This is a genomic window from Streptomyces sp. NPDC088733 (assembly GCF_044751185.1).
Lineage (GTDB): Bacteria > Actinomycetota > Actinomycetes > Streptomycetales > Streptomycetaceae > Actinacidiphila.
Genome location: NZ_JBIVLH010000001.1, coordinates 438,650 through 463,791 on the forward strand (window position 1 = coordinate 438,650; position 25,142 = coordinate 463,791).

23 protein-coding genes are annotated in these 25,142 nt (G+C 73.1%); 6 read left to right on the top strand and 17 right to left on the bottom strand.

The window, feature by feature from the left end:
- Positions 1 to 69 precede the first annotated feature (69 nt).
- Entirely contained in the window at positions 70 to 1,137 is a 1,068-nt protein-coding gene (gene dapE / locus ACIP64_RS02005) for a succinyl-diaminopimelate desuccinylase (protein WP_401580669.1), read from the bottom strand.
- A 64-nt stretch (positions 1,138 to 1,201) separates the two neighbouring features.
- Here dapE and ACIP64_RS02010 point away from each other — a divergent pair, with 64 nt between their 5' ends.
- Both ACIP64_RS02010 and ACIP64_RS02015 read left to right on the top strand, forming a co-directional pair.
- Positions 1,202 to 2,209 (top strand): heavy metal transporter, encoded by a 1,008-nt coding sequence (locus ACIP64_RS02010; RefSeq protein WP_401580671.1) that lies wholly within the window; start codon positions 1,202 to 1,204, stop codon positions 2,207 to 2,209.
- Between the two features lie 284 nt (positions 2,210 to 2,493).
- A complete protein-coding gene (locus ACIP64_RS02015) occupies positions 2,494 to 2,910 on the top strand; it encodes an ATP-binding protein (protein WP_360907385.1) in 417 nt (138 codons plus the stop codon).
- A gap of 71 nt (positions 2,911 to 2,981) precedes the next feature.
- Here the strand turns inward: ACIP64_RS02015 and dapC are convergent, their stop codons facing one another.
- Entirely contained in the window at positions 2,982 to 4,094 is a 1,113-nt protein-coding gene (dapC, locus tag ACIP64_RS02020; RefSeq protein WP_401580673.1) for a succinyldiaminopimelate transaminase, read from the bottom strand.
- Between the two features lie 86 nt (positions 4,095 to 4,180).
- On the bottom strand, positions 4,181 to 4,501 hold the full coding sequence (gene fdxA, locus ACIP64_RS02025; RefSeq protein WP_018561461.1) for a ferredoxin: 321 nt from the start codon (positions 4,499 to 4,501) through the stop codon (positions 4,181 to 4,183).
- Between the two features lie 113 nt (positions 4,502 to 4,614).
- Between fdxA and ACIP64_RS02030 the strand changes: the two genes are divergently transcribed.
- Positions 4,615 to 5,613: a GNAT family N-acetyltransferase gene (locus ACIP64_RS02030; protein ID WP_401581141.1), complete on the top strand. Its 999-nt coding sequence runs from the start codon at positions 4,615 to 4,617 to the stop codon at positions 5,611 to 5,613.
- 10 nt (positions 5,614 to 5,623) lie between these two features.
- A complete protein-coding gene (locus ACIP64_RS02035) occupies positions 5,624 to 6,448 on the top strand; it encodes a transglutaminase-like domain-containing protein (RefSeq protein WP_401580674.1) in 825 nt (274 codons plus the stop codon).
- Positions 6,449 to 7,008: 560 nt separating this feature from the next.
- Here ACIP64_RS02035 and ACIP64_RS02040 read toward each other — a convergent pair.
- The 8 genes from ACIP64_RS02040 to ACIP64_RS02075 form a co-directional block, all read right to left on the bottom strand.
- Positions 7,009 to 7,617 (bottom strand): response regulator, encoded by a 609-nt coding sequence (locus tag ACIP64_RS02040; protein ID WP_401580676.1) that lies wholly within the window; start codon positions 7,615 to 7,617, stop codon positions 7,009 to 7,011.
- Positions 7,541 to 8,755 (bottom strand): sensor histidine kinase, encoded by a 1,215-nt coding sequence (locus tag ACIP64_RS02045; protein ID WP_401580678.1) that lies wholly within the window; start codon positions 8,753 to 8,755, stop codon positions 7,541 to 7,543. Before ACIP64_RS02045 ends, ACIP64_RS02040 begins: the two co-directional genes overlap by 77 nt.
- Before the next feature lie 43 nt (positions 8,756 to 8,798).
- Entirely contained in the window at positions 8,799 to 9,512 is a 714-nt protein-coding gene (locus tag ACIP64_RS02050; RefSeq protein WP_401580680.1) for an ABC transporter permease, read from the bottom strand.
- Complete coding sequence (locus ACIP64_RS02055) at positions 9,509 to 10,429, bottom strand: ABC transporter ATP-binding protein (RefSeq protein ID WP_401580682.1); 921 nt, start codon at positions 10,427 to 10,429, stop codon at positions 9,509 to 9,511. The genes ACIP64_RS02050 and ACIP64_RS02055 overlap by 4 nt, the downstream gene beginning before the upstream one ends.
- 138 nt (positions 10,430 to 10,567) lie before the next feature.
- A complete protein-coding gene (locus ACIP64_RS02060) occupies positions 10,568 to 12,682 on the bottom strand; it encodes a hypothetical protein (protein WP_401580683.1) in 2,115 nt (704 codons plus the stop codon).
- A 214-nt stretch (positions 12,683 to 12,896) separates the two neighbouring features.
- Positions 12,897 to 13,253: a DUF6113 family protein gene (locus ACIP64_RS02065; protein ID WP_360907401.1), complete on the bottom strand. Its 357-nt coding sequence runs from the start codon at positions 13,251 to 13,253 to the stop codon at positions 12,897 to 12,899.
- Positions 13,250 to 14,146, bottom strand: a complete 897-nt coding sequence (gene mshB / locus ACIP64_RS02070; RefSeq protein ID WP_401580685.1) for an N-acetyl-1-D-myo-inositol-2-amino-2-deoxy-alpha-D-glucopyranoside deacetylase — start codon at positions 14,144 to 14,146, stop codon at positions 13,250 to 13,252. The genes ACIP64_RS02065 and mshB overlap by 4 nt, the downstream gene beginning before the upstream one ends.
- Positions 14,147 to 14,162: 16 nt before the next feature.
- Positions 14,163 to 14,357, bottom strand: a complete 195-nt coding sequence (locus ACIP64_RS02075) for a hypothetical protein (protein ID WP_319665541.1) — start codon at positions 14,355 to 14,357, stop codon at positions 14,163 to 14,165.
- A 190-nt stretch (positions 14,358 to 14,547) separates the two neighbouring features.
- Between ACIP64_RS02075 and ACIP64_RS02080 the strand changes: the two genes are divergently transcribed.
- Positions 14,548 to 16,695: an alpha/beta fold hydrolase gene (locus ACIP64_RS02080; RefSeq protein ID WP_401580688.1), complete on the top strand. Its 2,148-nt coding sequence runs from the start codon at positions 14,548 to 14,550 to the stop codon at positions 16,693 to 16,695.
- Between the two features lie 90 nt (positions 16,696 to 16,785).
- Here the strand turns inward: ACIP64_RS02080 and ACIP64_RS02085 are convergent, their stop codons facing one another.
- From ACIP64_RS02085 to ACIP64_RS02110, 6 genes are all read right to left on the bottom strand, one after another.
- Positions 16,786 to 17,799 (bottom strand): hypothetical protein, encoded by a 1,014-nt coding sequence (locus tag ACIP64_RS02085; RefSeq protein WP_401580690.1) that lies wholly within the window; start codon positions 17,797 to 17,799, stop codon positions 16,786 to 16,788.
- Positions 17,800 to 18,046: 247 nt separating this feature from the next.
- Positions 18,047 to 19,096 (bottom strand): ABC transporter ATP-binding protein, encoded by a 1,050-nt coding sequence (locus tag ACIP64_RS02090; RefSeq protein WP_401580692.1) that lies wholly within the window; start codon positions 19,094 to 19,096, stop codon positions 18,047 to 18,049.
- A complete protein-coding gene (locus tag ACIP64_RS02095) occupies positions 19,080 to 20,108 on the bottom strand; it encodes an ABC transporter ATP-binding protein (RefSeq protein WP_401581144.1) in 1,029 nt (342 codons plus the stop codon). The genes ACIP64_RS02090 and ACIP64_RS02095 overlap by 17 nt, the downstream gene beginning before the upstream one ends.
- 14 nt (positions 20,109 to 20,122) lie before the next feature.
- Complete coding sequence (locus ACIP64_RS02100; RefSeq protein ID WP_401581147.1) at positions 20,123 to 21,124, bottom strand: ABC transporter permease; 1,002 nt, start codon at positions 21,122 to 21,124, stop codon at positions 20,123 to 20,125.
- A gap of 61 nt (positions 21,125 to 21,185) precedes the next feature.
- Complete coding sequence (locus ACIP64_RS02105) at positions 21,186 to 22,109, bottom strand: ABC transporter permease (RefSeq protein WP_401580694.1); 924 nt, start codon at positions 22,107 to 22,109, stop codon at positions 21,186 to 21,188.
- Positions 22,110 to 22,113: 4 nt separating this feature from the next.
- A complete protein-coding gene (locus tag ACIP64_RS02110) occupies positions 22,114 to 23,745 on the bottom strand; it encodes an ABC transporter substrate-binding protein (RefSeq protein ID WP_401580695.1) in 1,632 nt (543 codons plus the stop codon).
- 412 nt (positions 23,746 to 24,157) lie between these two features.
- Between ACIP64_RS02110 and ACIP64_RS02115 the strand changes: the two genes are divergently transcribed.
- Positions 24,158 to 25,138, top strand: a complete 981-nt coding sequence (locus ACIP64_RS02115) for an ABC transporter permease (protein ID WP_401580697.1) — start codon at positions 24,158 to 24,160, stop codon at positions 25,136 to 25,138.
- The last annotated feature ends 4 nt before the right edge of the window (positions 25,139 to 25,142 follow it).

Consider the following 25,142-nt stretch of genomic DNA (forward strand, 5'->3'; position numbering starts at 1 on the left):
TCCCCCCGGTCCGGTCAGGGTACGCACGCGCCCACCGCAGGGATCAAGAACGCGCCGCTTAACAGCTCGTTACACCAGCCAGGCGCGCAGTTTCCGCTCCGCCTCCAGGACGGCGGCGACGGCGACGTGCTCCTCGCGGGTGTGGGCGAGCCGGGGGTCGCCGGGGCCGTAGTTCACGGCGGGGACGCCGAGCGCGGAGAAGCGGGCGACGTCGGTCCAGGCGTCCTTGGGGGCGGGTTCGGTGCCGATGGCCGCCACGAAGGCCGCCGCGGCGGGGTGGGACAGACCGGGCAGGGCGCCGGGGGCGCTGTCGGTGAGCAGCACGTCGAAGCCCTCGAAGACCTCGCGGACGTGGGCGAACGCCTCGGCCTCCGAACGGTCGGGGGCGAAGCGGAAGTTGACGATCACCGCGCAGAAGTCGGGGATGACGTTGCCGGCGTGACCGCCCTCGATCATGACGGCGTTGAGGCCCTCGTGGTACGTCAGTCCGTCGATGACGGCCTGCCGGGGCTCGTACGCGGCGAGCCGGGCCAGGATCGGTGCGGCCTTGTGGATGGCGTTCTCGCCGAGCCAGCTGCGGGCCGAGTGGGCGCGGCGGCCGGTGGTCTCGACGCGGACCCGCAGGGTGCCCTGGCAGCCGCCCTCGACCTTGGCGTCGGTGGGCTCCAGCAGGACCGCGAAGTCGCCCTCGAGCCAGTCGGGGTGGTGCTCGGCCAGCCGCCGCAGCCCGTTGCGCTCGGCCTCGATCTCCTCGGCGTCGTAGAAGACGAAGGTGAGGTCGCGGTTGGGCTCGGGGAGGGTGGCGGCGAGGCGCAGCTGCACGGCGACGCCGGACTTCATGTCGGAGGTGCCGCAGCCCCACAGGATGCCGTCGTCGTCCAGCCGGGACGGCACGTTGTCGGCGATGGGCACGGTGTCCAGGTGCCCGGCGAGCACGACCCGCTCGGCGCGCCCCAGACGGGTGCGGGCGACCACGGCGTCGCCGTCGCGGTCGACGGTGAGGTGCGGCAGGGCGCGCAGTGCCGCCTCGACGGCGTCGGCCAGCGGCTTCTCGTGGAGGCTGACGGAGGGGATGTCGACGAGCTGCGCCGTCACCGCGGCGGCGTCCTGACTGAGATCGAGCACGGGCCGTTCCATGGCGCCGACCCTACCGGGGGACGAATACCGGGGGCGGCACAGCCGCCTTCGGTACGGTGTGCGCGTGCCGAAGCCGACGTCCTCGTCCCGTCCCGCCGCGCGCGCCCCCAGGGGGCGCCGGCGGGCCGCGCGCCTGGTCACCTCCTCGCTGGTGCTGCTGGGGGTCGCGGGCTACGCGGCCTACCACTTCGGTCTGATCGGCGGTCCCGGGGCCGTCGAGTGCACGGTGACCGCCGAGGGCGGCACGCTGCGGCTGGAGCCGCAGCAGGCCGCCAACGCCTCCACGATCGCCGCCGTGGCCAGTTCCCGCGGGCTGCCGGAGCGGGCCGTGGCGATAGCGCTGGCGACATCGATGCAGGAGTCAGCGCTGCGCAACATCAACCACGGCGACCGCGACTCGATGGGCCTGTTCCAGCAGCGTCCCTCGCAGGGCTGGGGCACGGCGGCGCAGATCATGGACCCGGTCTACGCCTCGAACGAGTTCTTCGACGGCCTGGTGAAGATCCAGGGCTATTCGCGGCTGCCGCTCACCGTGGCCGCGCAGCGGGTGCAGAAGAGCGGCTACCCGCAGGCGTACGCCAAGCACGAGGCCGACGCGGCGCTGCTGGCCGCCGCCTTGACGGGCCGTCACGGTGCGGCGCTGACCTGCACGACGGCGGACGGCGGGCGGACCGCCGCCGGCGGGGACCCCGCGAAGGTACGGGCCCGCCTGGTGCGGGAGTTCGGCCCGGAGGTGGCGCCGCGGACGCTGGCGGCCCGCGGCGCCGGGGGCGACGCCAAGAACGCCGACACTCCCGAGCGCGCCGGGGCCGCCCCCCAACAGTCCCCGGACCGGCGGACGGTGGCGGTGCCGTCCGCACCGGCCGGCGGCGGGGCGCGGGGCGGCGATGCCCGGCGCGGCTGGGAACTGGCGCAGTGGGCGGTGGCACACGCGGACGAACTGAAGGTCGAGAAAGTGGCGTTCGCGCACCAGGAGTGGTCCGCGGCGGCCTCCCGCAAGGGCTGGACGAAATCGAATAGCGCCGATTCCGGTGCCGCGGCGGAAGACGTGCGCATCACCGTCGCGCAATAGTGCGGGCATTCACCCCCAGGCGGGTCGCTTGTACGCCAAACCCATCAGATGGGAAACCGTCTTGGCGAAGCGTCAAAACTCCTTCTGAGGACGGGCTGTGACGTTTCGTCGGTGCAGCTCACAACGCCCGAATTGCTCCGCTTTACCTGGCGCCGGAACGCGCCGCATTACCAACTCTTTACCTTGGGCGGCCGCAACCTTCGGGGCACCTCACGCGGTAGTCACGACGTCCGCCCCGCGGACATGTCACGCCGTAACTGTCGTCTCTCCGTAAGAGGAGCACCATGTCTCTCCCCCTCACGCGTCGGATCGCCCGGGCCGCCCTGCTGGTCGGCGCGGCCGCGGCTCCCCTCATCGGTGCCGGTGCCGCGTCCGCAGCCGAGCTGCCTCAGGTCGGCGACCTGGGTGGGCTGACCAACGTGGACAAGGCCCCGGAACTCGCCGGCACGGTCACCAACGCCGCCCAGGACTCCGGCGCGGTGAAGGCCGTCCAGCAGACCGTGCCCGCCGCGGCGCGCACCGTCGCCGGGCTCGGCAAGACGGCCCAGCCGGCCGTCAGCGGCGTCGCCACGAAGGCGGCGGGCACCATCGGCGGCGCCGCCGTCGAGGTCGGCAAGCGCGCCGGCAAGACCGGTCTGCCGCTGCAGAGCCTGCCCACCACCGACCAGCTTCCCCTCAAGGGGCTTCCCCTCGGCGGCTGACCCCCACAGCCGCACCGGAAGGGCCCGGAGAGCCTCGGCTCCCCGGGCCCTTCGGGCTGCTCCGGAACGGATCAGGCGGTCAGGCGGCGCACGGCGGCCGCGACCCGCTCGTCGGTGGCCGTGAAGGCGATCCGCACGAACCGCTCGCCGGCCTCACCGTAGAAGTCGCCCGGCGCCACGAGGATGCCGCGCTTGGACAGGTCGGCGACCGTGTCCCAGCCCGACTCGTCGCGCGTGGCCCACAGGTAGAGGCTGGCCTCGCTGTGCTCGATGCGGAAACCGGCCGCCTCGAACGCCGTGCGCAGCGCGGCCCGGCGCCGCGCGTAGCGCTCGCGCTGCCCGGCCACATGCGCGTCGTCGCCGAGGGCCGCGATGGTGGCGGCCTGCACCGGGGCGGACGTCATCATGCCGCCGTGCTTGCGGATCTGCAGCAGCTCACCGAGCACGGCCGGGTCGCCCAGCAGGAAGGCGGACCGGTACCCGGCCAGGTTGGAGCGCTTGGACAGCGAGTGGACGGCGACGATGCCCTCGTACGAGCCGCCGCAGACGTCCGGGTGCAGCACCGAGACCGGGTCGGCCTCCCAGCCCAGTTCGAGGTAGCACTCGTCGCTGAAGACCAGCACGCCGTGCTCGCGCGCCCAGGCCACCGCCCGGCGCAGCTCGTCCTTGCCGAGCACCCGCCCCGTGGGGTTGGAGGGGCTGTTGAGCCACAGCAGCCGCAGGCCCGCCGGGTCGAGCCCGGTCGGCTCGTCGTAGACGACCGGCTCGGCGCCCGCGAGGCGCGCGCCGACCTCGTAGGTCGGGTAGGCCAGCCGCGGGTACGCGACCTTGTCGCCGGCGCCCAGGCCCAACTGCGTCGGCAGCCAGGCGACCAGCTCCTTGGAGCCGACCACCGGCAGGACATGGGTGTCCCCCAGGTCCGCGGCGCCGAGCCGGCGCCCCGCCCAGCCGGTGATGGCGGCCCGCAGCTCGGGGGTGCCCCACACCGTGGGGTAGCCGGGGCTGTCGGAGGCCTCGCTCAGCGCACGGCGGACGATGTGCGGGACCGGGTCGACGGGGGTGCCCACCGACAGGTCGACGATGCCGCCGGCGTGTGCGGCGGCCGTGGCCTTGTACGGCTCCAGCCGGTCCCACGGGAAGACGGGGAGTCTGGACGAGACGGGCTGCGCCACGCTGGTGCTCACTTTCCGTTACCGAACGGCCGGGGGCCGCCAAACACGGCGGCCCCGCACGGCGGTGTGCCGTGCGGGACCGCCCACAACTGTCGGGGTCACTCGCCCTGCGGCGGCAGAGCGGCGATGAAGGGGTGGTCGCGCTCGATCAGCCCGAGCTTGGAGGCACCACCGGGCGAACCGAGCTCGTCGAAGAACTCGACGTTCGCCTTGTAGTAGTCCTTCCACTCCTCCGGGGTGTCATCCTCGTAGAAGATGGCCTCCACCGGGCAGACCGGCTCACAGGCTCCGCAGTCGACGCATTCGTCCGGGTGGATGTACAAGGACCGCTGGCCCTCGTAGATGCAGTCGACCGGGCACTCCTCGATGCACGCCTTGTCCTTGACGTCGACACAAGGCTGCGCGATGACGTAGGTCACGCTGTCGTTCCTCCTCGATAGGGCTGTCTCGCGCGGGAGCGCGGCGTCGTCGATGCCCGCACCTAGTATCTCCGTTCTTGGGCGGCAGACGAACAGGAGGGGCGGTCATGAGCATGGATTTCACCGCCGGAGCCCGGGCTGACGTACGGATAACCCCCTCTGACGTGGGCAAACGCGTGTCAACCCGCCGTATCGCAGAGATCGTCGGCGGACGCCCCGTGTTCACCGACGCGGTAGGGGTTCTCACATCGTGGGACGGGGGCGAACTGGTCGTCACCCGCAGGGACGGCGCGGCCGTCCGCATCGCGGAACGCCTGCTCGTGGCGGCCAAGATCGTGCCCGACACGCCCGCCCGGCGCGGCGCGCGGGCTCCCCGCGCGACGGCCCGCGAACTCCAGGAGAGCGCCGCGCGCTGCTGGCCCGCGCCCGAGACCGCACGGCTCGGCACCTGGACCCTGCGCGCCGCCGGCGGCTTCACCCGGCGGGCCAACTCCGCGCTGCCGCTCGGCGAACCGGGCATGCCCGCCCCGGCCGCCGCCGAGGCGGTGGCCCACTGGTACCGCGAACGCGGCCTGCCCGCGTACATCCAGGTCGGGGACGACGCCCTCGCGGACACCCTCGACGGCCTCGGCTGGACCGCCGAGGGCCACGCCCTGCTGCGCACCGCCCCGCTCGCGCCGCTCGCGGACCTGCCCGGCGCCGAACACGTGACGCTGACCCGCGAACCGGACACCGGATGGCTCGCCCGCTACCACCGCACCGGCGGACTCGGCGACGCGGCCCTCGCCGTGCTCACCGGCGGCCCCTCCGTGTGGCTCGCGAGCGTCCCGGGCACCGCGGGCGGCCCGCCCGCCGCCATCGGGCGGTGCGCGGTCGACGGACGCTGGGCGTCCTTCGCCGCCGTCGAGACCGACCCCGCCCTGCGCCGCACCGGGCTGGCCACGGCCGTCGTCGCGGCCCTGGCCCGCAAGGCGCTGGACGAGGGCGCCTCGGGCGCGTACCTCCAGGTCGAGGCCGACAACGACGGCGCCCGCGCACTCTGGGACCGGCTGGGCTTCGTCACCCACCACGCCTACCACTACCGGCGCGGACCGCGCCCGGCCGACGGTTAGGAGCGACGGCATGGACGACACGGTCAGGCCGCGCTTCACCGAGGCCGCCCGCGACCCGCGCCCGGACCTGGCGACGCTCTGCCTGCTCATCGGCGAGGAGGCCGACCCGGACCTCGGCGAGGCGGGAACGGACGCCGCGCAGATCGAACTCGACCGGCTCGCCGGGCTCCTGCCGTACGGGCTGACCCGCCCCGCCGACTGGGCCGCCGCCACCGCCGCCCTGCTCGGCGGCCGGCTCGGCTTCGGCGGCACGCCCGCGGACTACCAGCGGCTGGACTCCTCCCTGCTGCACGAAGTGCTGCGACGGCGGCGCGGACTGCCCATCCTGCTCTCCGTGGTGTGGATCGAGGTCGCCCGCCGGGCCGGCGCCCCGGTCTACGGTGTCGCCCTGCCCGGCCACTTCGTGGTCGGCTTCGGCGACCCGGCCGGCGCGTTCGTGCTCGCCGACCCCTTCAACGGCGGCCGCCCCCTCGGCGACGAGGACGTCCGCCTCCTCGTGGCCGGCGCCACCGGCTCGGGCCTGTCCCCCGCGATGCTCAGCCCGGCCGACCCGCTCGACATCGTGCTGCGCGTCCTGAACAACATCCGCGCCTGGGCCGACGCCCGCCCCGAGCACCTCGCGGTGCAGCTGTGGGCCGTGGAGCTCGCGCTGCTGCTGCCCCACCATCCGGCGCGGCTGCGCCAGGAGCATGCGCAACTGCTGGTGCGGGCGGGGGAGTTCGCGCGGGGCGCGGCGGAGATGGAGGCGTACGCGGACGCCCTCGACGCGGTGGAGCCTGGCGTGGCTGGGGCGTTGCGTCATCAGGCCCGGGCCGCCCGCGCACGCCTCAACTGAGGTTGTGTGCCTGGGCTTTTCCCCACCCTCCCGCCCGTGTACCCGGCGCGGTAAGTGCGGGCCCTGCGCTGCGTGCGTTGTGGGGTCGGCGCCGCTCCGGAGTCCGTCCTCGGGGCTCGCGGTCTACGCCAACGTGCTGCGCACCGCGGTCGCCGCTCGTCCCCTGCGGGCGGACCCCGGCGCACCCCCTCCCGGGCCGGTTGGGGCGACTGACGGCCGGTGGGGGTTCAGAGAGCACTTGCAGCAACCCCGGACCGCCTCTTCACCCACCCACCGGGGATCAGGCGCGATACGAGACGGAGGGGGCGGGGGAGTTGGGGGCACCTCCCAGCGGTAGCTGGGGGAGGGTGGCGTTCTGGACTGTGGAGCATATTTGGGTGCACAACCCGGAGCGATCAATCCGAGTGCCTGAGGCACCTAAATGTGCTGTCCAGAATGGCAGCCCCGGGGGCCCCGAACCCGGCCCCCCAACAACTTGCGTCGGGGCGCGTGACTTCACAGGGCTGGGGGCACCCCCGGCCGAAGGTTGGGGGAGGGAGGGCGGGCGGGGAGGGAAAGGGTCAGAGCCAGCCGCGCTCGAGGGCGACCCGGACCGCCTCCGCCCGATTCCGCGCCCCCGCCTTCTGCATCGCGGTCGACAAATAATTCCGCACCGTCCCCTCGGAGAGATGCAGCCGTCGCGCGATCTCCGCGTTGACCGAGCCGTCGGCCGCCGCCCGCAGGACGTCGCGCTCGCGGGCGGTGAGGGGGTCGGCGCCCTCGCTGAGGGCGGCCGCGGCGAGGGCGGGGTCGATGACCTTCTCGCCGCGCAGGACGGCGCGCACGGCGTCCGCGAGCCGCGCCGCGGGGGCGTCCTTGACCAGGAAGGCGTCGGCGCCGGCCTCCATGGCGCGCCGCAGGTAGCCGGGGCGGCCGAAGGTGGTGACGATGACGACGCGCACGTGCGGCAGTTCGGCCCGCAGCGCGGCAGCCGCGTCGAGGCCCGTCAGGGTGCCGGGCATCTCGATGTCGAGCAGCGCGACGTCCGGCCGGGCCTCCCGGGCGGCGGCCACGATCCCGTCGCCCGAGGCGACCTGCGCGACGACCTCGATGTCAGCCTCCAGCCCCAGCAGGGCGGCCAGCGCCTCGCGCACCATCGACTGGTCCTCCGCCAGCAGCACCCGGATCATGGGCGGCAGCGTAGCCCGCCGGGACGAAGGCGCGGAGGGTGAAGCCGCGTCCGCCCTCGGTCTCCAGGCGGCCGCCGGCGAGTGCGAGGCGCTCCTCCAGCCCTGTGAGGCCGTTGCCGGGCCCGGCGTCGCCGGGGCCGTGCCCGTCGTCGGAGACGGTCAGGCACACCGTTGCGCCGTCCTCGCCGACGGAGACGGCGCAGTTCCGGGCGCCGCTGTGCCGTACGACGTTGGTGACCGCCTCGCGCAGGGCCCAGGCCAGCGCGCCCTCCGTGTCGGACGTGAGGGAGGCGGTGACCTCGGCGGGCAGGTCGGCGTGGATGCCGGCGGTCCGCAGGGCGCCGCGGGCGGCGATCAGTTCGTCGGCGAGGCTGGGCCGCCGGTAGCCGGTGACGGCCTCGCGGACGTCGACGAGGGCCTGGCGGCTGACCCGCTCGATGTCGGCGACCTGCGCGGCGGCGTCGCCGGGCCGGTCGGGCAGCATCCGTCCGGCGAGTTCGCTCTTGAGGGTGATGAGGGACAGCGAGTGCCCCAGCAGGTCGTGCAGATCGCGGGCGAGCCGCAGCCGTTCCTCGGTGGCGGCCAGTTGCGCGACGGCCTCGCGGGCCTCGCGCAGTTCCCGGGTGGTGCGGACCAGTTGCCGTACGCCGGTCATGGCGAAGCCGCCGAGCATGCACGGCACGAGCAGGGAGACCAGCGTGATGCCGTTCACGCCGACGGGCGCGGCGCACAGGGCGAGCGCGGCGGTGGCCAGGGGGATCGCCCAGCGCGCCTGGCGGACGGGCAGGACGGCGCCGCAGGCCACCGACAGGTAGACGAAGAGCACGAGGAACGCGCTGCCGAGGGTCAGCCCCAGCACGAGGGCGAGCAGACCGAGCAGCCCCAGCACCCCGTACACCCAGCGCGGCTGCCGTTCGGCGTTGGTCCGCCGGAAGACCAGCCCGAGGTAGAGCGTGACGTAGGCGGCGAGCCCGGCCCACCCCAGCAGGGTGCCGGGCAGGGCGTGGCCGCCGTCGGCCAGGTCGCTGACGGGGGAGCCCAGGTAGAGCATCCACATCGCGATCCAGATCAGCTTCACGACCGCCTGCCGGCGGTTCTCCGGCGCCCGGCCGATCGCCGTGTTGTCGTGGTCCGCCACGGCGTCTTCCTCTCCGTCGTTCTTCCCGGTCCCGTCGCGGCGGTCAGGCCTTCGCGGTGTCCTTGCGGTACATCCAAGCGGCTGTGCCCGCGAAGAGCACCAGGTAGACCACGAGCACCGCCACGTCGCGCAGGTGCGGGGCGTGGCCGAGCTCGACGGCCTGGCCGAGCGCGGCGTACGGGCGTGCCGGGAGCACGTCCGCGATGCGCCGCAGCCAGCCCGGGAAAGAGCTGTACGGCATCCACAGGCCGCCGAGCAGTGCCATCCCGAAGTAGGCGATCATGGCGACCGGGCGCGCCACGTCGGCGGTGGCGACGTAGCCGATGGCCACGCCCAGCGCGGCGAAGACGAAGCTGCCGGCCCAGCTGGTCAGCAGCACGCCGCCCCACTGCCAGGCGTCCAGCCGCACGCCCTTGACGGCCGCGCCCGCGATCAGGACCAGGACGATGGAGGGCAGGCTGACGGTGGCGGCCGAGGCGATCTTCGCCAGGACGTAGCCGCGGCCGGGCAGGGCGGTCAGCCGCAGCTGCCGGACCCAGCCCTTGTCGCGTTCGCGGGCGATGCGCTCGGAGTTGCCCATGAGCACGGCGGTCATGGCCCCGAAGGCGCACATCGCGACCATGTAGTACGTCACCAGGGTGCTGTTCTGACCTGCCGTCAGGATCAGGAAGAGCAGCACCGGGTAGAGCACCGAGAAGAACATGAACTTGCGGTTGCGCAGCACGCGCAGGATCTCCAGCGTGACCAGCGTCCTCATCGGGCCGCCACCTCCTCGTCCTCGGACATGTCCGCTGTGGCGGCCGTGATCGCCAGGAAGGCCTGCTCCAGGCCGAGTCCGGCGACCTCCAGGTGCCGGGGGTAGAGCCCGGCGGCGTAGACGGCGTGCACGGTCGCGTCGGCGTCCGTGGAGCGCAGCCGCACGGTGCGGCCGGTCACCTCGGCCGCCGTGACGCCGGGCAGGGCGAGCAGCGCCGCCTCGTCCCACGCGTCGTCGAGGTCGAAGACGATCCGCCGGGCGCCGGCGCGGGCCTTGATCTCCGCGGCGGTGCCGTCGGCCAGCAGCCGGCCGCCCTGGAGGACGAGCACGCGGTCGGCGACCGCGTCGGCCTCCTCCAGGTAGTGGGTGGCGAAGAGCACGGTGCGGCCCTGCCGCACCTGGCCGCGCATGGCGTCCCAGAAGGCCTGGCGCGCGGAGACGTCCATGCCGGTGGTGGGCTCGTCCAGGACCAGCAGGTCGCTCGCCCCGGCGGTCGCCATGGCGAAGCGCACCCGCTGCTCCTGGCCGCCGGAGAGCTTGTTGACCTTGCGGTCGGTGATCGCGTCCAGGCCCGCGCCGGAGAGCACCTCGGCGACGGGACGCGGGCGGGGGTGCAGGTCGCAGGCGAGCCGCACGATCTCCCGGACGGTGACGTCCTCCATGAGGCCGCCGCTCTGCAGCATCGCGCCGACCAGCCCCTCGGAGATCGCCCGGCGCGGGGGGCGGCCGAAGAGCTCGACGGTGCCGGAGTCGGGGGTGCGCAGGCCCAGCAGCAGGTCCAGCGCGGTGGACTTGCCGGCGCCGTTGGGGCCGAGGAGGGCGACGGTCTCGCCCGGGTGGAGGGTCAGGGTCAGGTCGTCGACGGCCCGTACCGGGCCGAAGTTCTTCGTCACGTGCGTGAACGCGATGGCGGTCATGGCAGCAGATTCGCCGGTGCGGGGCCCCGCCCGGCAGTGCCGGGCGTCCCGTTCCGCGCATGACAGATGTCATGGGTGTGGCCCCGGTACGGGTACCGGGGCCACACCCATGGCCTTCGTGACGCGGAGCTCAGCCGGTCAGGAGGTGCCCTCCACGGTGACCGTCTTCTTCTGCGGGTCGTCCGTCCGCAGCGCGGGCAGCATGGCCGAGGCGACGTCCTGCGGGGTCACGGCGGTCTTGCTGCCGTCCCCGCGGGTGACCAGCACGCCGTCGAAGGCGCCGCCGTACAGCTCCTTGAGCACCTTGGTGTCGATGTACGGGCTCAGGTTGCCGTCCTTGTCCGGGACCATGGACAGGATCTCCGAGAGCGAGTGCTCCGGGCTGAACGGGACGGGGGAGCCGTTGCCGGCCTTCACGTACACGTAGCCCGACATGGCGGTCTTGCCGAAGCCGTTGACCGCGTCGTCGAGCGCGGCCTGGGTGACCTTGGGCTCGACGGTGGTGGCCGCCAGGGTGACCAGGCCGGGCTTGCCGCTGGCGAGCTGCGTGGCGTAGGCCGCGGTCAGCTTGTCCACCGAGCCGTCGACGTCGACGGCCTGGTGCGGCTTGCCGGCGACGGCCACGGCCTTGCCGGACACGAACGTCACCTTGCCCTCGGAGCCGGCGCCGCCGAGGCCGGCGGAGAGGTTCTCCAGCTGCGCGCGGAGCTTGTCCTTGTCGGTGTCCACGACCGGGTCGACCTCGCGGCTGCCGCCGAACAGCGAGCCGATCACCGTGACCGGGTTGTAGTCGCGGTGCGCCACGTTGCGGACGGTCGCGTCGGTGTCGAGGACGAGACCGGCGGCCGAGGGCTTGAGCTTCCTGGTCTGGTCGCCGACGGTGACGGTGATCGGCGCGTCCTTGCGGCTGCCGAGCGCCGCGTCGAGCGACGCCATGGCGTCGTCGCTGGACTTGCCGCCGATGTCCACGCCGTAGACGGTGGTGCCGGCCGGGACGTCGGAGTGGTCCATCAGCAGACCCGCCCCGTAGGCGATGCCGAGCAGGACCACCACGGCCGCGCCCGCCAGTATCAGCTTGGAGCGTCCCTTGGGCTTGGGGGCCGGCTCCTCGTCCTTCTGGAAGTGGTACGCGTCGCCCCCGGCCGCCGGGACCGGGCGGGTCACCGAGGGGCCCGCGGGGGGCACGGCCGGGATGCCGCTGACGACCGTGTCACCGGACAGCCGCTCACCCGCGGGCGCGAACGCGGCGGGGAAGGGCGCCGGGGACTGCGCGGCGTGCGGGGCACCGGCCGGGGGGATCCGCATGTCGCCGGTCACGGGGCCCGTGGTGGGGCCGGACGGGGGCTGGAAGCCGCGGAACGGGGTGCCGGGGCCACCGGCGCCGGGACCGGGCGCACCGGGCCCCGACGGCCCGCCGGGGCCCGCCTGGCCGGGGAACGGCCGGGGGCCGGGAGCACCCGGGCCGCCGGGCCCGCCCGGGCCCATGGGGCCGTCGGTGAGGTACGGGATGGGGCCGCCGCCGGACGCGGCGGGGCCGCCCGGACGGCCGGGACCGCGTCCCGGCCCGCCGTTGCGCATCGGCAGGTCGCCGAGCTGCATCGGCTGCGTGGTCTCCGGGGCGGTGAAGTCCTGCGCCGGGGCGAAGTCCTGGGCGGGAGCGAACTCCTGCGCCGGGGCGAAGTCCTGGGCGGGAGCGAAGTCCTGCGCCGGAGCGGGTGCCGGGGCCGGTGCGGGGGCGGGCAGTGCCGCCGCCTCGGGCGCCTGCGGGGCCGGGGTGGCCTTGCGCGGGGCGAACCAGTCGCTGGTCGGCTTGGAGCCGCCCTGCGCCGGGAGCTCCGGCTCGGCGGCCGGTGCCGGCGCGGGGGCGGGCTCGCCCTGCCCGGGGCCGGCGGCGCCGCCCCCGGTCCATCCCATGGGCTGCTGCGCCGCCTCGGCGGCGGGGCCGGCGGCCGGGGAGGCCGGGGCCTCGCCCTCGGCGCCGCCGTCGACGGTCGTACGGACCACGACGGGCGGAATCGGCCGGGACCCGGGGATGTTGATCCGGACCCGGGTGGTCAGCGTCGTCTCGGTCCTCGGCTCTCCCGCGGCTGCGGCGGCCGGGGTCTCCCCTTCGGCGGCCGCCTCGTCCCGCGGGCCCTCCTGCGGATGCAGCGACGGAAACGGGCGGGTCCCGTACGGCGGGGTGCCCGAGGGATACGCGGCTCCGCCCCGGCCCTGGTGGCCGGGGGACGGACGGTCAGTTTCACGACTCAATGCAGGCTCTCCCGGTTCGCTTCGCCACCCGTCACGGCCTTCCGCGGGCGGCCCGGCGGCGCGCACCACCATACTGGGCACCGCCGAGGAGTCGCCTGCCGCCGGGGGGAGACCGCCCGTACCAACGGGACTTATGCGACGTCATCCACCAAATCGGACGACGCGCAGTTCGTGAGCGGTCAACGCGCGCATCGTAACGGACGGAACGTGGCGCCTATCGTGCCTCAAGCGATCCGCCGCCGGGAGGCCCGGGTTGCGCAAGCGTGGCCGACATCACGCCGGCCATCGCACCGCCCAACAAGTAGATGTACGGGCTGAGTCCATTGGCGAACAGGAAGTCGCCCTCCGGGCGCGCGGAGCTGAGGAAGATCACGGTGAGCAGCCAGACGGCCGCCGGCACCACCGCCCCCACCCGCCCGCCGGTCAGCCTGCCGCCGCCCCAGAACAGGGCCGCGCTCCCGGCAAGGGCCAGGATCAGCCCGCCGGGGAACCAGGCCGCCTGGACCAGCGCCCCGGCGACGGCGACGGCGGCGCCGAGCACCGCCAGTACGGGGTACGCGAGCCGCCTCATGCCCCCACCACCCCCGCGAACAGGTCGTCCTCACGGCCGTCGGCGACCCCGGGCTCGCCCTGGACCAGCCGGTAGTACTCGGCGCCGAAGAGCGGCTGCCCGAGGTCGTTGGAGAGGGCGAAGAACGGGCCGTCCACCGCGATCTGCGTGATGTGGGCGCGCATCGCCGCCGTCTTCTGCGCGGCATGCCGTCCCTCCAGGTCGACGACCGCGGTCGCCACGGAGTCGTCCACGACGCCCGGCAGGTCGTCGGGGCTCGCGACGCCCTCGAACAGCGCGGACCTGCCGGCCGCGTGCAGCCGCGCGAAGCCCTTCTCGACCTCGGAGCGCGGAATGCAGTTCCAGTAGACCTTGGCGACGGTGTACGGGTCGCCGAGGTCCGGTCTCCAGGACGCGTCCGCGGCCAGCTCCGCGGCACGCATGGCGACGCGGTGCGCCTGGATGTGGTCGGGGTGGCCGTAGCCGCCGTCGGGGTCGTACGTGACGAGCACCTGCGGCAGCGTCTCGCGGATCACCTCCACGAGGTACGAGGCCGCCTCGTCGAGGTCCGCCTGCCAGAAGCAGTCGGGCCGCTCGTTCTGCGGGACGCCCATCATCCCCGAGTCGCGGTACCGGCCGGGGCCGCCGAGGAACCGGTGGTCGGTGACGCCCAGCTCCTTCATGGCGTCGGCCAGTTCGCCGATCCGCTGCGTGCCGAGGGTGTCGTCCCGGTCGGCGGCCAGGTGGGCCAGTTCCGGCGGGATCACCTCGCCCTCCTCGCCCAGGGTGCACGTCACGAGCGTCACAAGGGCCCCCTCGGCGACGTACTTGGCCATGGTGGCGCCGTTGTTGATCGACTCGTCGTCGGGGTGTGCGTGGACGAGGAGCAGCCGGCGGGCGGGCGTAGCGGTCATGGGGAGAGCCTACGGCTCAGAACTTGAAGTCCCCGATCATGCCCGCGACGTTGTTGGTCAGGTCCCTGATCGTCGGGGCGATCGACGAGCTCGCCAGATAGAAGCCGAGCAGTACGCAGACCACCGCATGGCCCGCCTTCAGCCCGGACTTCCGGACGAGCAGGAACACGACGATCAGCAGCAGCAGCACCGCCGAAATCGAGAGTGCCACAGCGGCTCACCTCCAGGGCCTCAGGGTCGCGACAGCAGTTGCCAACCGGTTGTTACCCACTCTTGGCAATGGATCATAACTTTGTGGTGGACCGCACAGCTCGGTGCACGGGAGCACGCGGGGGCGCATGGCCGGTTCTCGCGGGTGCGCGCGCCGGGTCCGGCGACCGGCCCGGTGGGAGGATCGCGGCATGACGCAATCGCTCTCCTTCCCGCGGCAGTACGCCCGCACGCAGCGGTTCTCGCTCGGCGCCCCGCGTGCCTTCTCCGTCTCGCCGGACGGCGGGCGCATCGCCTTCCTGCGCTCCCGGTCCGGAACCGACCGCTCGCACCTGCTGTGGGTGCTGGACCTGCCCGCCGGCGGCGGCACGGCGGCCGAGCGGGTCGCGGCCGACCCCGCGGCGCTGCTCGCCGGCGCGGACGAGGAGCTGTCGCCGCAGGAGCGGGCGCGGCGCGAACGCAGCCGCGAGGGCTCGGCGGGCATCGTGGCGTACGCGACGGACGACGCGGTCGCCCTGGCCGCCTTCGCGCTGTCCGGGCGGCTGTTCGCGGCGGACCTGGCCGCGGGCACCGCCCGGGAGCTCCCGGTGCCGGGCCCGGTGGCGGACCCCCGGCCCTCGCCCGACGGGCGCCGGGTGGCCTATGTGGCGGACGGCGCGCTGCGCGTGGTGGACGCGGACGGCGGCGGTGACCGCGCGCTGGCCGTGCCGGAGGGCCCCGGCGTCACCTACGGATTGGCGGAATTCATCGCCGCCGAGGAGATGTCCCGCAGCCGCGGCCACTGGTGGGCCCCGGACGGCGGCGCGCTGCTCGCCGCGCGGGTGGACGACACCCCGGTGCGGCGCTGGTGGATCGCCGACCCCGCCAACCCCGGGCAGGAGCCCGTCGAGGTCGCCTACCCGGCGGCCGGCACGCCGAACGCCCAGGTCACGCTGGTGCTGCTGGCCCTGGACGGCGCGGCGACGCCCGTGGAGTGGGACCGGGAGCGCTATCCGTACCTGGCCCGGGTGCACTGGTCGGCGGCCGGCCCGCCGCTGCTGCTCGTACAGGCCAGGGACCAGCGCGAGCAGGTGTACCTGGCGGTCGACACGGCCACCGGCGGCACCCGCGAGGTGCACCGCGAGCGCGACGAAATCTGGCTCGATCTTTTCGCTGGAGTGCCGGCCTGGGCGAGCGGTGAGCGCCTGGTGCGGATCACCGACGAGAGCGGCGCGCGGTGCCTGGTCGTGGGTGAACGCGCCTTCACCGGGCCCGAGTTGCACGTGCGTTCGGTGCTCGGGAGCGACGGGGACGCCTTCCTGCTGACCGCCTCGGCGGGTGCCGGCGCCAAGGACCCGGAGACCGGCGAGATCCATGTGTACCGGGCGGACGGCGGGCCCGGCGGCCCGGTCCGGCTGTCCGGCACCCCGGGCGTCCACACCGCGGTGCGCTCCGGCGGCGTCACCGTGCTGACGTCCGCCTCGCTGGAGGAGCCGGCCGCGACCACGCGCGTGCTGCGCGACGGCGCGGAGGCGTCCGTGATCGCCTCGCACGCCGAGACCCCCGTGCTGACCGCCCGCCCCGCGCTCACCACCGCCGGCGGGCGGGACATCCCCGCGGCGGTCCTGCTGCCCTCCGGGTACCGGGACGGCGACGGGCCGCTGCCCGTGCTCATGGACCCCTACGGCGGCCCGCACGGCCAGATGGTGGTGCGCTCCCAGCGCGCCTACCTGCACGCGCAGTGGCTGGCCGACCAGGGCTTCGCGGTCGTCGTCGCGGACGGCCGCGGCACCCCCGGGCACTCCCCCGCGTGGGAGAAGGCGATCGCCGGCGACTTCGCCGGGGTCACCCTCGACGACCAGGTCGACGCGCTGCACGCGCTCGCCGCCCGCTACCCGCTGGACCTCGGCCGGGTCGCCATCCGCGGCTGGTCGTACGGCGGTTACCTCGCCGCACTGGCGGTGCTGCGCCGTCCGGACGTCTTCCACGCGGGCGTGGCCGGCGCCCCGGTCACCGACTGGCGGCTGTACGACACCCACTACACCGAGCGCTATCTCGGCGACCCCGGGCAGCAGGCGGCCGTGTACGCCGCCAACTCCCTCGTCACCGACGCCGGGCTGTCCGCACCGGCGGAGCGGGCGCGGCCGCTGATGCTCGTCCACGGCCTCGCGGACGACAACGTGGTCGCCGCCCACACCCTGCGGCTGTCCTCCGCCCTGCTGGCCGCCGGGCGCCCGCACGAGGTCCTCCCGCTGTCCGGGGTGACCCACATGACCCCGCAGGAGCAGGTCGCCGAGAACCTCCTGCTGCTCCAGGTCGCCTTCCTCAAGCGGGCACTGGGACTCGGCACCGCGTCCTGACCCGGTCCCTCCCCCGGCTCCGCCGCGCCGGCCCGAGCGCACCGGCCACGCACCACGAGCCTCACGGAGCACCACCCCGGGCGGCGCTTCCTAGCCGAACGGGGGCTCGCGCAGGTACGCCGCCCGGGCCTCCCCGGGCGGCGGCCCGTACGCGTCGACGACGGGCAGGACCGCCGTCCGGTCGAACAGCGGCATGCTGAGGGTGTCGGCGGCCGGCACCACCTCCGCGTCCGCGAAGGGGTCGCCCTCCGGCGCCCCGTCATGGTCCGGCCGGCGGGGAATCAGCAGCAGGACGGCCACGACGGCCGCGGCCGCCGAGAAGCCCGCCGCGAACTCGGCGCCGCCCAGGGCCTGGAGCCGGAAGGTGACGAGGACGGGGACCGCGACGGCCCCCAGCAGGCACGCGACCGAGATGCCCAGCGGCCGGGAGAACGGCGCCCGTGCCAGGGCCGCCGCCCCGGCGGCCGCGGCCAGGGCCGTGCCCGCCCAGGCCTGCCAGTCGAAGGGGGCGCCCAGTTGGGAGTTGACGAGGTAGCCGCCGACGGCCGTGCGGAACAGGAAGCTGGGCGGCAGCGGGGTGGCGGCCGGGTCGCCGTGGGTGCGGGTGAACTCCCAGATGCCCGTGATCGCCGCGGCGACCAGCAGCAGCAGCCCCGCCAGCACTCCCGCGGCGGGTCTGGGCGGCGCGGGGGCGTCCGTGCCGTTGCGGCGCACGACCAGGAGCAGCAGGAGCGCCCCGGCCACCTGGCCGCCGGCGGTGAGCAGCAACGGCCCCTGGAGGCCGCGCAGGACGCCGCCGGAGGCGGGGGCGAGCAGGAGGGCCGCGGGGGTGCGCAGCGCCAGGGTGATGACGGCGGCGGCCCCGAGCACCCCCACCCCGCCGGGCCGGAAGGCGGCCACCGCGCCGGCCGCGTACAGCCCGAGCAGCAGCAGGTCCACGGTGGAGGTGATCATCGGTGCCCCGCCGACCGGCACTCCGAGCCCGGTCCACACCCTGAGGGCGCCCTCCGCCCGGAACTGGGTGATGTCCTGCGCCACCCAGACGGCCTCGGCCGTTCCCAGGGCGGCACAGATCGCTCCTCCGAGCCGATACGTCTGCCGCATGGCCACCTCCCAGGCCCCTCCGGCAGCAGTGTCCTTGCGTTCCGGGGGAATACGGGGCGCGGGCGCCCCGCGTTCAACGCGGGGCCCTGCGGTGGCCGGCCGGGGCGACCCGAGGTCGCCCCGGCCGGCGGACGGCACCCGCACGGCCGTACGCGCCCAGCCTGCCGCGTCCGCATGTCGCGGGCGGGTCGGGCGCGTTGCCCGCGCGTAACCGCGATCGGCACGGCGACGGGGCGCGTACGGCGGGTCAGCCCTCCGCGGGGTCCGGGGGGACCACCGTCCTCTCCTCGGCGAAGTGGCAGGCGCTGGGGTGCGCCGCCGGGGAGTCCAGGCCGCGGAAGACCGCGGGGACGGCGAGTTCGGGGACCTCCAGGGCGCAGCGCTCCTGGGCCTTCCAGCAGCGGGTGCGGAAGCGGCATCCGGAGGGCGGGTCGGCCGGGGAGGGCACGTCGCCGGAGAGCAGGATGCGTTCGCGGTGCCCGCGGGCCTCGGGGTCGGGCACGGGGACGGCGGAGAGCAGGGCCTGCGTGTACGGGTGGGTGGGGTGTTCGTAGATCTGGGAGTCGTCGCCGGTCTCCACGATCCGCCCGAGGTACATCACCGCGACGCGGTCGGAGATGTGCCGGACGATGGACAGGTCGTGCGCGATGAAGACGTAGGACAGCTCGAACTCGTTCTGCAGCCGCTCCATCAGGTTGACGACCTGGGCCTGGACGGAGACGTCCAGCGCCGAGACGGGCTCGTCGGCGACGATGATCTCCGGGCGCAGGGCCAGGCCGCGGGCGATGCCGATGCGCTGCCGCTGGCCGCCGGAGAACTGGTGCGGGTAGCGGTTGATGTACTCCGGGTTGAGACCGACGACGTCCAGCAGCTCCTGCACCTTGCGGCGGCGGTCGCCCTTGGGGGCGACCTCGGGGTGGATGTCGTAGGGCTCGCCGATGATGTCGCCGACCGTCATGCGCGGGTTGAGCGAGGTGTACGGGTCCTGGAAGACCATCTGGATGTTCCGGCGCACCGCTTTGAGGGCGCGCCCGGACAGCCGGGTGATGTCCTCGCCCTTGTAGAGGATGCGGCCCGCGGTGGCCTGCTCCAGATTGACCAGCAGCCGGGCGACGGTGGACTTGCCGCAGCCGGACTCCCCCACGATGCCCAGGGTCTCGCCCTTGTGGAGGTCGAAGTCGACGCCGTCGACGGCCTTGACGGCGCCGATCTGCTTCTTGACCAGGATGCCCTGGGTGAGCGGGAAGTGCTTGACCAGCCCGCGCACCTGGAGAACGGGTTCAGTGCTCGTGCCCACCGAGGCACTCCCTCCAGAAGTGGCAGGCGCTGCCGCGCGTGTCGCTCACCCGGTAGAGCCCGGGTTCGTCGGTGCGGCACCTCTCGCGGGCCATCGGGCAGCGGGGGTGGAAGGCGCAACCGGGCGGGATGCGCAGCAGGTTGGGCGGCAGGCCCTTGATGGCGAACAGGTCCCGGCCCTTGTGGTCCAGGCGCGGGATCGACGCCAGCAGGCCCTTGGTGTACGGGTGGGCGGGGTTCCTGTAGATCTCGTGGACGGGGGCGGTCTCCACGATGCGCCCCGCGTACATCACGGCGATGTGGTCCGCGACGTCGGCGACCACGCCGAGGTCGTGGGTGATCAGGATCAGGCCCATCCCGTACTCGCGTTGGAGCTCGGCCAGGAGCTCCATGACCTGCGCCTGGACGGTGACGTCCAGGGCGGTGGTCGGCTCGTCGGCGATGATCAGCTCGGGTTCGAGGGCGAGCGCCATGGCGATCATGACGCGCTGCCGCATACCGCCGGAGAACTGGTGCGGGTACTGGCCCACGCGCTCCTTCGCCGCCGGGATGCGGACCCGGTCCATCAGTTCGACGGCCTTGGCCTTGGCGTCCTTGCGCGACATGCCCCGGTGCACCCGGAACATCTCGCCGAGCTGGTCGCCGACGGTGAGCACGGGGTTGAGCGAGGACAGCGCGTCCTGGAAGATCATCGCCATCCGGGCGCCGCGGACCTTGCGGCGCTCCTCGCCGCTCATGGTGAGCAGGTCCCGGCCCTGGAAGAGGATCTCGCCCCGGGTGACGTGGCCGGGCGGCGAGTCGAGGATGCCCATCACCGCCTGGGCGGTCACCGACTTGCCGCTGCCGGACTCCCCGAGCACGGCGAGGGTCTGGCGGGACCGCACGGAGTAGCTGACGCCGTTGACGGCCTTGGCGACGCCGTCGCGGGTGCGGAACTCCACGTGCAGGTCGCGGACGTCGAGCAGCGGCGCCGCGTCCCGCGCCGCCGCCGCGTCCGTCACCGGGCCGGTCATCACGCCTCCGTCCATCAGCGCAGCTTGGGGTCGAGGGCGTCGCGCACGGCGTCGCCGAGCATGATGAACGCCAGCACCGTCACGCTGAGCGCCCCGGCGGGCCACAGCAGCATGTGCGGGGCGTTGCGGATCTGGGTGGACGCCTGGGAGATGTCGATGCCCCAGGACACCGTGGGCGGTTTCAGGCCGACGCCGAGATAGGACAAGGTGGCCTCCAGCGCGATGTACGTGCCGAGCGCGATGGTCGCGACGACGATGACCGGCGCCACGGCGTTGGGCGCGATGTGCCGGAGCAGGATGCGCCCGTTGCCGGCGCCCAGTGCCCGTGCGGCCTGCACGTAGTCGTTGTGCTTGGCGGTGATGACCGCGCCGCGCGCGATACGGCCGATCTGCGGCCAGCCCAGCAGCACGATGAAGCCGACCACGGGCCAGACCGTGGAATTGGTGACCACCGACAGGAAGACCAGGCCGCCCAGCACGATGGGGATGCCGAAGAAGATGTCGCTGACCCGGGAGAGGACGGCGTCCGTCCAGCCGCCGAAGTAGCCCGCCAGGCCGCCGAGGAGGCTGCCGAGGAGCGCGGCGCCGACGGTCGCGCAAAGGCCGACGGTGACCGAGGCGCGGGCGCCGTACACGACCCGGGTGTAGACGTCGCAGCCCTGGTTGTCGAAGCCGAAGGGATGGCCGGGCGACGACCCCAACTGGGAGTTGGCGAGGTTGCAGCTGAGCGGATTGCCGTCGGCGATCAGCTGCGGCCGGATCGCGATGACGACGAGGAAGACGATGACGAGCGCGGAGAGCAGGAAGACCGGATTGCGCCGCAGGTCGCGCCAGGCGTCCGACCACAGGCTGCGCGGCTTGTCCGCGATCGGCGGTCCCGTCTCGCCGGAGCCGCCGGGGCCGCCCGGAAGCGGTTTCTCCAGGCTGCGTGCCTCGTCCTGCCCGAGCCCCATGGAGGCGCCGGTGCCGCCGGCGGCCTCCATGGCCTCGTCGGGGTGGTCGGTGGGTTCGGGCATGGTGGTCCCCCGGCTCGGGCTGAAGGTGCTGCCGGCTCGCTCCGGGCCGCCGCCGTCCGGCTCAGGCATAGCGGATCCTCGGGTCGAGCACCGCGTACAGGAGGTCGACGAGCAGGTTCGCCACGAGGAAGACGATGACCAGGATCGTCACGAAGCCGACGACGGTGGCCGAGTCCAGCCGCAGGATGCCCTGGTAGAGCTGGAAGCCGACGCCGCGGATGTTGAAGATGCGCTCGGTGACGATGGCGCCGCCCATCAGGGCCCCGATGTCGGTGCCGATGAAGGTGACCACCGGGATGAGGGAGTTGCGCAGCAGGTGGCGGGTGACCACCCGGCGGCGCGGGAGTCCCTTGGCGACGGCGGTGCGCACGTAGTCGGCACGGGCGTTCTCCACGATCGAGGTGCGGGTGAGCCGGGTGACGTACGCGAGCGAGGTCAGCGCCAGGACCAGGCCCGGGACGATCAGTTCACCGAAGGGCGCCTCGATGGAGACCGAGGGCGCGATCAGGCCCCACTTGACGCCGAGCAGGTACTGCAGCACGTAGCCGGAGACGAACGTCGGGACCGAGATGACGATCAGGGTGGCGAGCAGCGCCGCGGTGTCGACCGGGCGGCCGCGGCGCAGCCCGGTGAGCACCCCGAGGCTGATGCCGATCAGGATCTCGAAGAGGATCGCGACGATCGTCAGGCGCAGCGTGACCGGGAAGGCGGTCCGCATCAGTTCGGTGACCGCCTGGCCGTTCCAGGCCGTGCCGAAGTCGCCCTGGAAGATCTGCCCCATGTAGTGCAGGTACTGCTGCGCGAGGGGGTGGTCCAGGTAGAGGTCGTGGCGGACCTGCGCGGCGGTGGCGGGGTCGCAGGCGCGGTCCCCGCACTTGGCCTGCACCGGGTCGCCGAGCGCGTACACCATGAGGAAGATCAGCAGGGTGGTGCCGATGAACACGGGGATCATCTGCAGCAGCCTGCGGACGACGTACCGTCCCACGGCGTCAGCTGACCTTGATCTGGTTGTAGACGGGGACGCTGAACGGGTTGAGCGCCACGCCGGACAGCCGCTCCGACCAGCCCGCGCTGCCGTTCTGGTACCACAGCGCGATGGCCGGCACCTGCTGGGGCAGGATGCGCTCGGCGTCCTTGAACGTGGCGACGGCCTTGGCGAGGTCGGTCTCAGCGTTGGCCCGGTCGACCAGCTTGTCGAACCTCGGGTCGCTGAAGTGCGAGTCGTTGGACGAGGCGCCGGTGTAGTACAGCGGCTGGAGGAAGTTCTGGATCAGCGGGTAGTCCATCTGCCAGCCCGCCCGGAAGGGGCCCTTCATCTGCTTGTTGGCGATCTGGTTGCGGAAGTCGGCGAAGGTGCCGACGGGATTGCCGACGCAGGCCCTGTCGTTGCCCAGGGCGTTGTTGATGCTGTTGCAGACGGCGTCCACCCAGTCCTTGTGGGACCCGCTGTCGGCGTTGTACGTGATCTTCATGGTGCCGCCGGGAATGCCGCCGGCCTCCTTGACCAGCTGCTTCGCCCGCGCCGGGTCGTAACGGCAGACGTCGCCGCAGATGGTGTCGTCGAAGCCGCCCCGCGCGCCGAGCACCGGTGAGGTCCAGTCCTTGGCGGGCGTGCGGGTCTTCTGGAAGATCTGCTGGGTGATCTGGTCGCGGTTGATCGCCATCGAGATGCCCTGGCGGAGTTCGGCGGAGCGCGGCCCCGACCAGGCCTTGTCGTACAGCGGGAAGGCGAGGGTCTGGATGATGCCGGCCGGGGTGTTGAGGTAGCGGTTGCCGAGGTCGGACCGGACGTGCCTCAACTGCTGGGCGGGGACGTCGTCGACCAGGTCGAGGTTGCCGGCCTGCAGATCGGTGTAGGCGGTGTTGCTGTCGGTGTAGACCTGAAGGTCCACACCGCCGTTGACCGCGGCGTCGGCGCCCTTGTAGCCGCGCCACGTGCGCAGCTTCATGACCTGGCCCCTGGTGTACGAGTCGACCTGGTACGGGCCGTCGCCGACCGGCCTCTTCAGCCACGCCGCGTGGTCGGTGAAGAAGCTCTTCGGCAGCGGCATGAAGGCGTTGTAGCCGAGGGTGTCGGGCCAGCTGGAGAACGTCTGGTTGAGCTTCACGGTGAAGTTCAGGGCGTCCTTCCTCACCAGTCCGGACAGCACCTTGGCGGTCGGGGCGCCACTGGCCGGGTGCACCGTGCCGTAGCCCTCGATGTAACTGAAGAAAGGCGCATTGACCTGCTTGTTCGTCACCAGCGCGGCATAGTTCCAGGCGTTGATGAACGAGTCGGAGGTGACCTTCTCGCCGTTGCTGAACGTCCAGCCGTCCTTGAGCCGCACCTCGAAGGTGCGGGAGTCGGTGGTCGAGACCGAGTCGGCGACGACGTTCTCGGCGGCCCCGGTCCTCGGGTTGTAGCGCTTCAGGCCGCGGAAGATCATGTCGAGCACTTTGCCGCCCTGCACCTCATTGGTGTTGGCGGGCTCCAGCGGGTTCTGCGGGTCGCTCCACGAGGCGCTGAGCACGTCCTTGCCGTCCGGCTCGCCCCCCGAGCCGCTCCCTCCGCCCCCGCACGCCGTCGCCGCCAGGACGAGGGCCGCCGCGCTCATGGCCCGACCCGCCGCGCTCCGTCGCATCGGCCGCCTCCTCAGGGAACTCTGTGCCGCACAGGACACCTGAGCCCCCATCAGACCGCAAAACCGGACATTGCGCACTGCGGCTCACCGGGCCCGGGCCGGGCCGCCGCGGCGATGAAGGGTTATCCCTCGGTCGCGGTCCGCCAATAAGGGTTTACCCGATCGTCAGGTTAAGTTTCGATCAAGAAAATAAAGGATCGATCACGACGAACCGGCCTTCATTGACGCGGATGTAATTCCGTTGCGAAAGTCCCACTCAACCCGCAAGGGCCGCGCACCCCCACTCGCACGACCTGCGAAGACGGATGCGTCCCCAATGTTTCAACCGCGTTGCACCACTATGCCAGAGCCGGCTGAAACGTAACGCCGAATTATTTTTCATTATCTTCAACCGAGTGAGAGTGTGTGACTCGTGGGCCGATATCTGCTGCGCCGACTCGTCAACTATCTGGCGCTGGTCCTCATCGCGGCCTCGCTCACCTACACGCTGGCGGCGCTGAGCCTCGACCCGAGGTCCAACTTCCTGGGCCGGAACCCCCCGGTCTCGGCCACCTCCGTGTCGGCCACCCTGGACGAGTACAACCTCAACCCGGACACCCCCTTCGTGGTGCGCTTCGGCCACTGGGCCGACGGTGTGGCCCACGGCGACCTCGGACGGACCGTCACCGGCGGCCAGGTCAACGACGAGTTCGCCCGGCGCGTCGGGGTGAGCACCCGGCTGCTGCTGATCGCCACCATCGTCGGCTCGATCGGCGGCGTGCTGGTCGGCGCCTGGGGCGCCATCAGGCAGTACCGCGTCTCGGACCGGGTCGCCACACTGGGCTCCTTCTTCATCCTGGCGATGCCGGTGCCCGTGATCGCGGTGACGCTCAAGCTGTGGTCGATCGACGTCAACGAGGCCGTCGGCTTCAAGCTCATCGAGTACACCAACGAGTACGATCCGGGCCTGACCGGCACCTGGGACATCCTGCTCAGCCGGCTCCAGCACCTGCTGGTCCCCAGCCTCACCCTGATCCTCGTCCAGGTGGCGCTCTACAGCCGCTACCAGCGCAGCACCATGCTGGACGTACTCGGCAGCGACTTCCTGCGCACGGCCCGGGCCAAGGGCCTGTCCCGGCGGGCGGCCCTGATGAAGCACGGACTGCGCACCGCCGTGCTGCCGGTGGTCCCGCTGCTGGTCTACAACGTCGTGCTGCTCTTCACCGGCGCCACCTTCACGGAGAAGATCTACGGCTGGCACGGCATGGGCGAGTGGCTGGTCAACTCGATCAACACCAATGACGTCAACGCGGTCGCCGCCGTGGGCATGTTCACCGCCCTCGTCGTCCTGGTGGCCGGTCTGCTCTCCGATGTGCTCTACGCGGCACTCGATCCGCGCGTACGGGTGCGCTGAGCCC

Bases quoted from the DNA above. Each gene is read 5' to 3' on its own strand.
- ACIP64_RS02050 (WP_401580680.1), bottom strand. From the start codon at position 9,512: ATGAGGACGCTGGTCACGCTGGAGATCCTGCGCGTGCTGCGCAACCGC.
- ACIP64_RS02055 (WP_401580682.1), bottom strand. From the start codon at position 10,429: ATGACCGCCATCGCGTTCACGCACGTGACGAAGAACTTCGGCCCGGTA.
- ACIP64_RS02080 (WP_401580688.1), top strand. From the start codon at position 14,548: ATGACGCAATCGCTCTCCTTCCCGCGGCAGTACGCCCGCACGCAGCGG.
- dapE (WP_401580669.1), bottom strand. From the start codon at position 1,137: ATGGAACGGCCCGTGCTCGATCTCAGTCAGGACGCCGCCGCGGTGACG.
- mshB (WP_401580685.1), bottom strand. From the start codon at position 14,146: ATGACCGCTACGCCCGCCCGCCGGCTGCTCCTCGTCCACGCACACCCC.
- ACIP64_RS02085 (WP_401580690.1), bottom strand. From the start codon at position 17,799: ATGCGGCAGACGTATCGGCTCGGAGGAGCGATCTGTGCCGCCCTGGGA.
- ACIP64_RS02015 (WP_360907385.1), top strand. From the start codon at position 2,494: ATGTCTCTCCCCCTCACGCGTCGGATCGCCCGGGCCGCCCTGCTGGTC.
- ACIP64_RS02065 (WP_360907401.1), bottom strand. From the start codon at position 13,253: ATGAGGCGGCTCGCGTACCCCGTACTGGCGGTGCTCGGCGCCGCCGTC.
- ACIP64_RS02110 (WP_401580695.1), bottom strand. From the start codon at position 23,745: ATGCGACGGAGCGCGGCGGGTCGGGCCATGAGCGCGGCGGCCCTCGTC.
- ACIP64_RS02040 (WP_401580676.1), bottom strand. From the start codon at position 7,617: ATGATCCGGGTGCTGCTGGCGGAGGACCAGTCGATGGTGCGCGAGGCG.
- ACIP64_RS02030 (WP_401581141.1), top strand. From the start codon at position 4,615: ATGGATTTCACCGCCGGAGCCCGGGCTGACGTACGGATAACCCCCTCT.
- ACIP64_RS02095 (WP_401581144.1), bottom strand. From the start codon at position 20,108: ATGACCGGCCCGGTGACGGACGCGGCGGCGGCGCGGGACGCGGCGCCG.
- ACIP64_RS02035 (WP_401580674.1), top strand. From the start codon at position 5,624: ATGGACGACACGGTCAGGCCGCGCTTCACCGAGGCCGCCCGCGACCCG.
- ACIP64_RS02100 (WP_401581147.1), bottom strand. From the start codon at position 21,124: ATGCCCGAACCCACCGACCACCCCGACGAGGCCATGGAGGCCGCCGGC.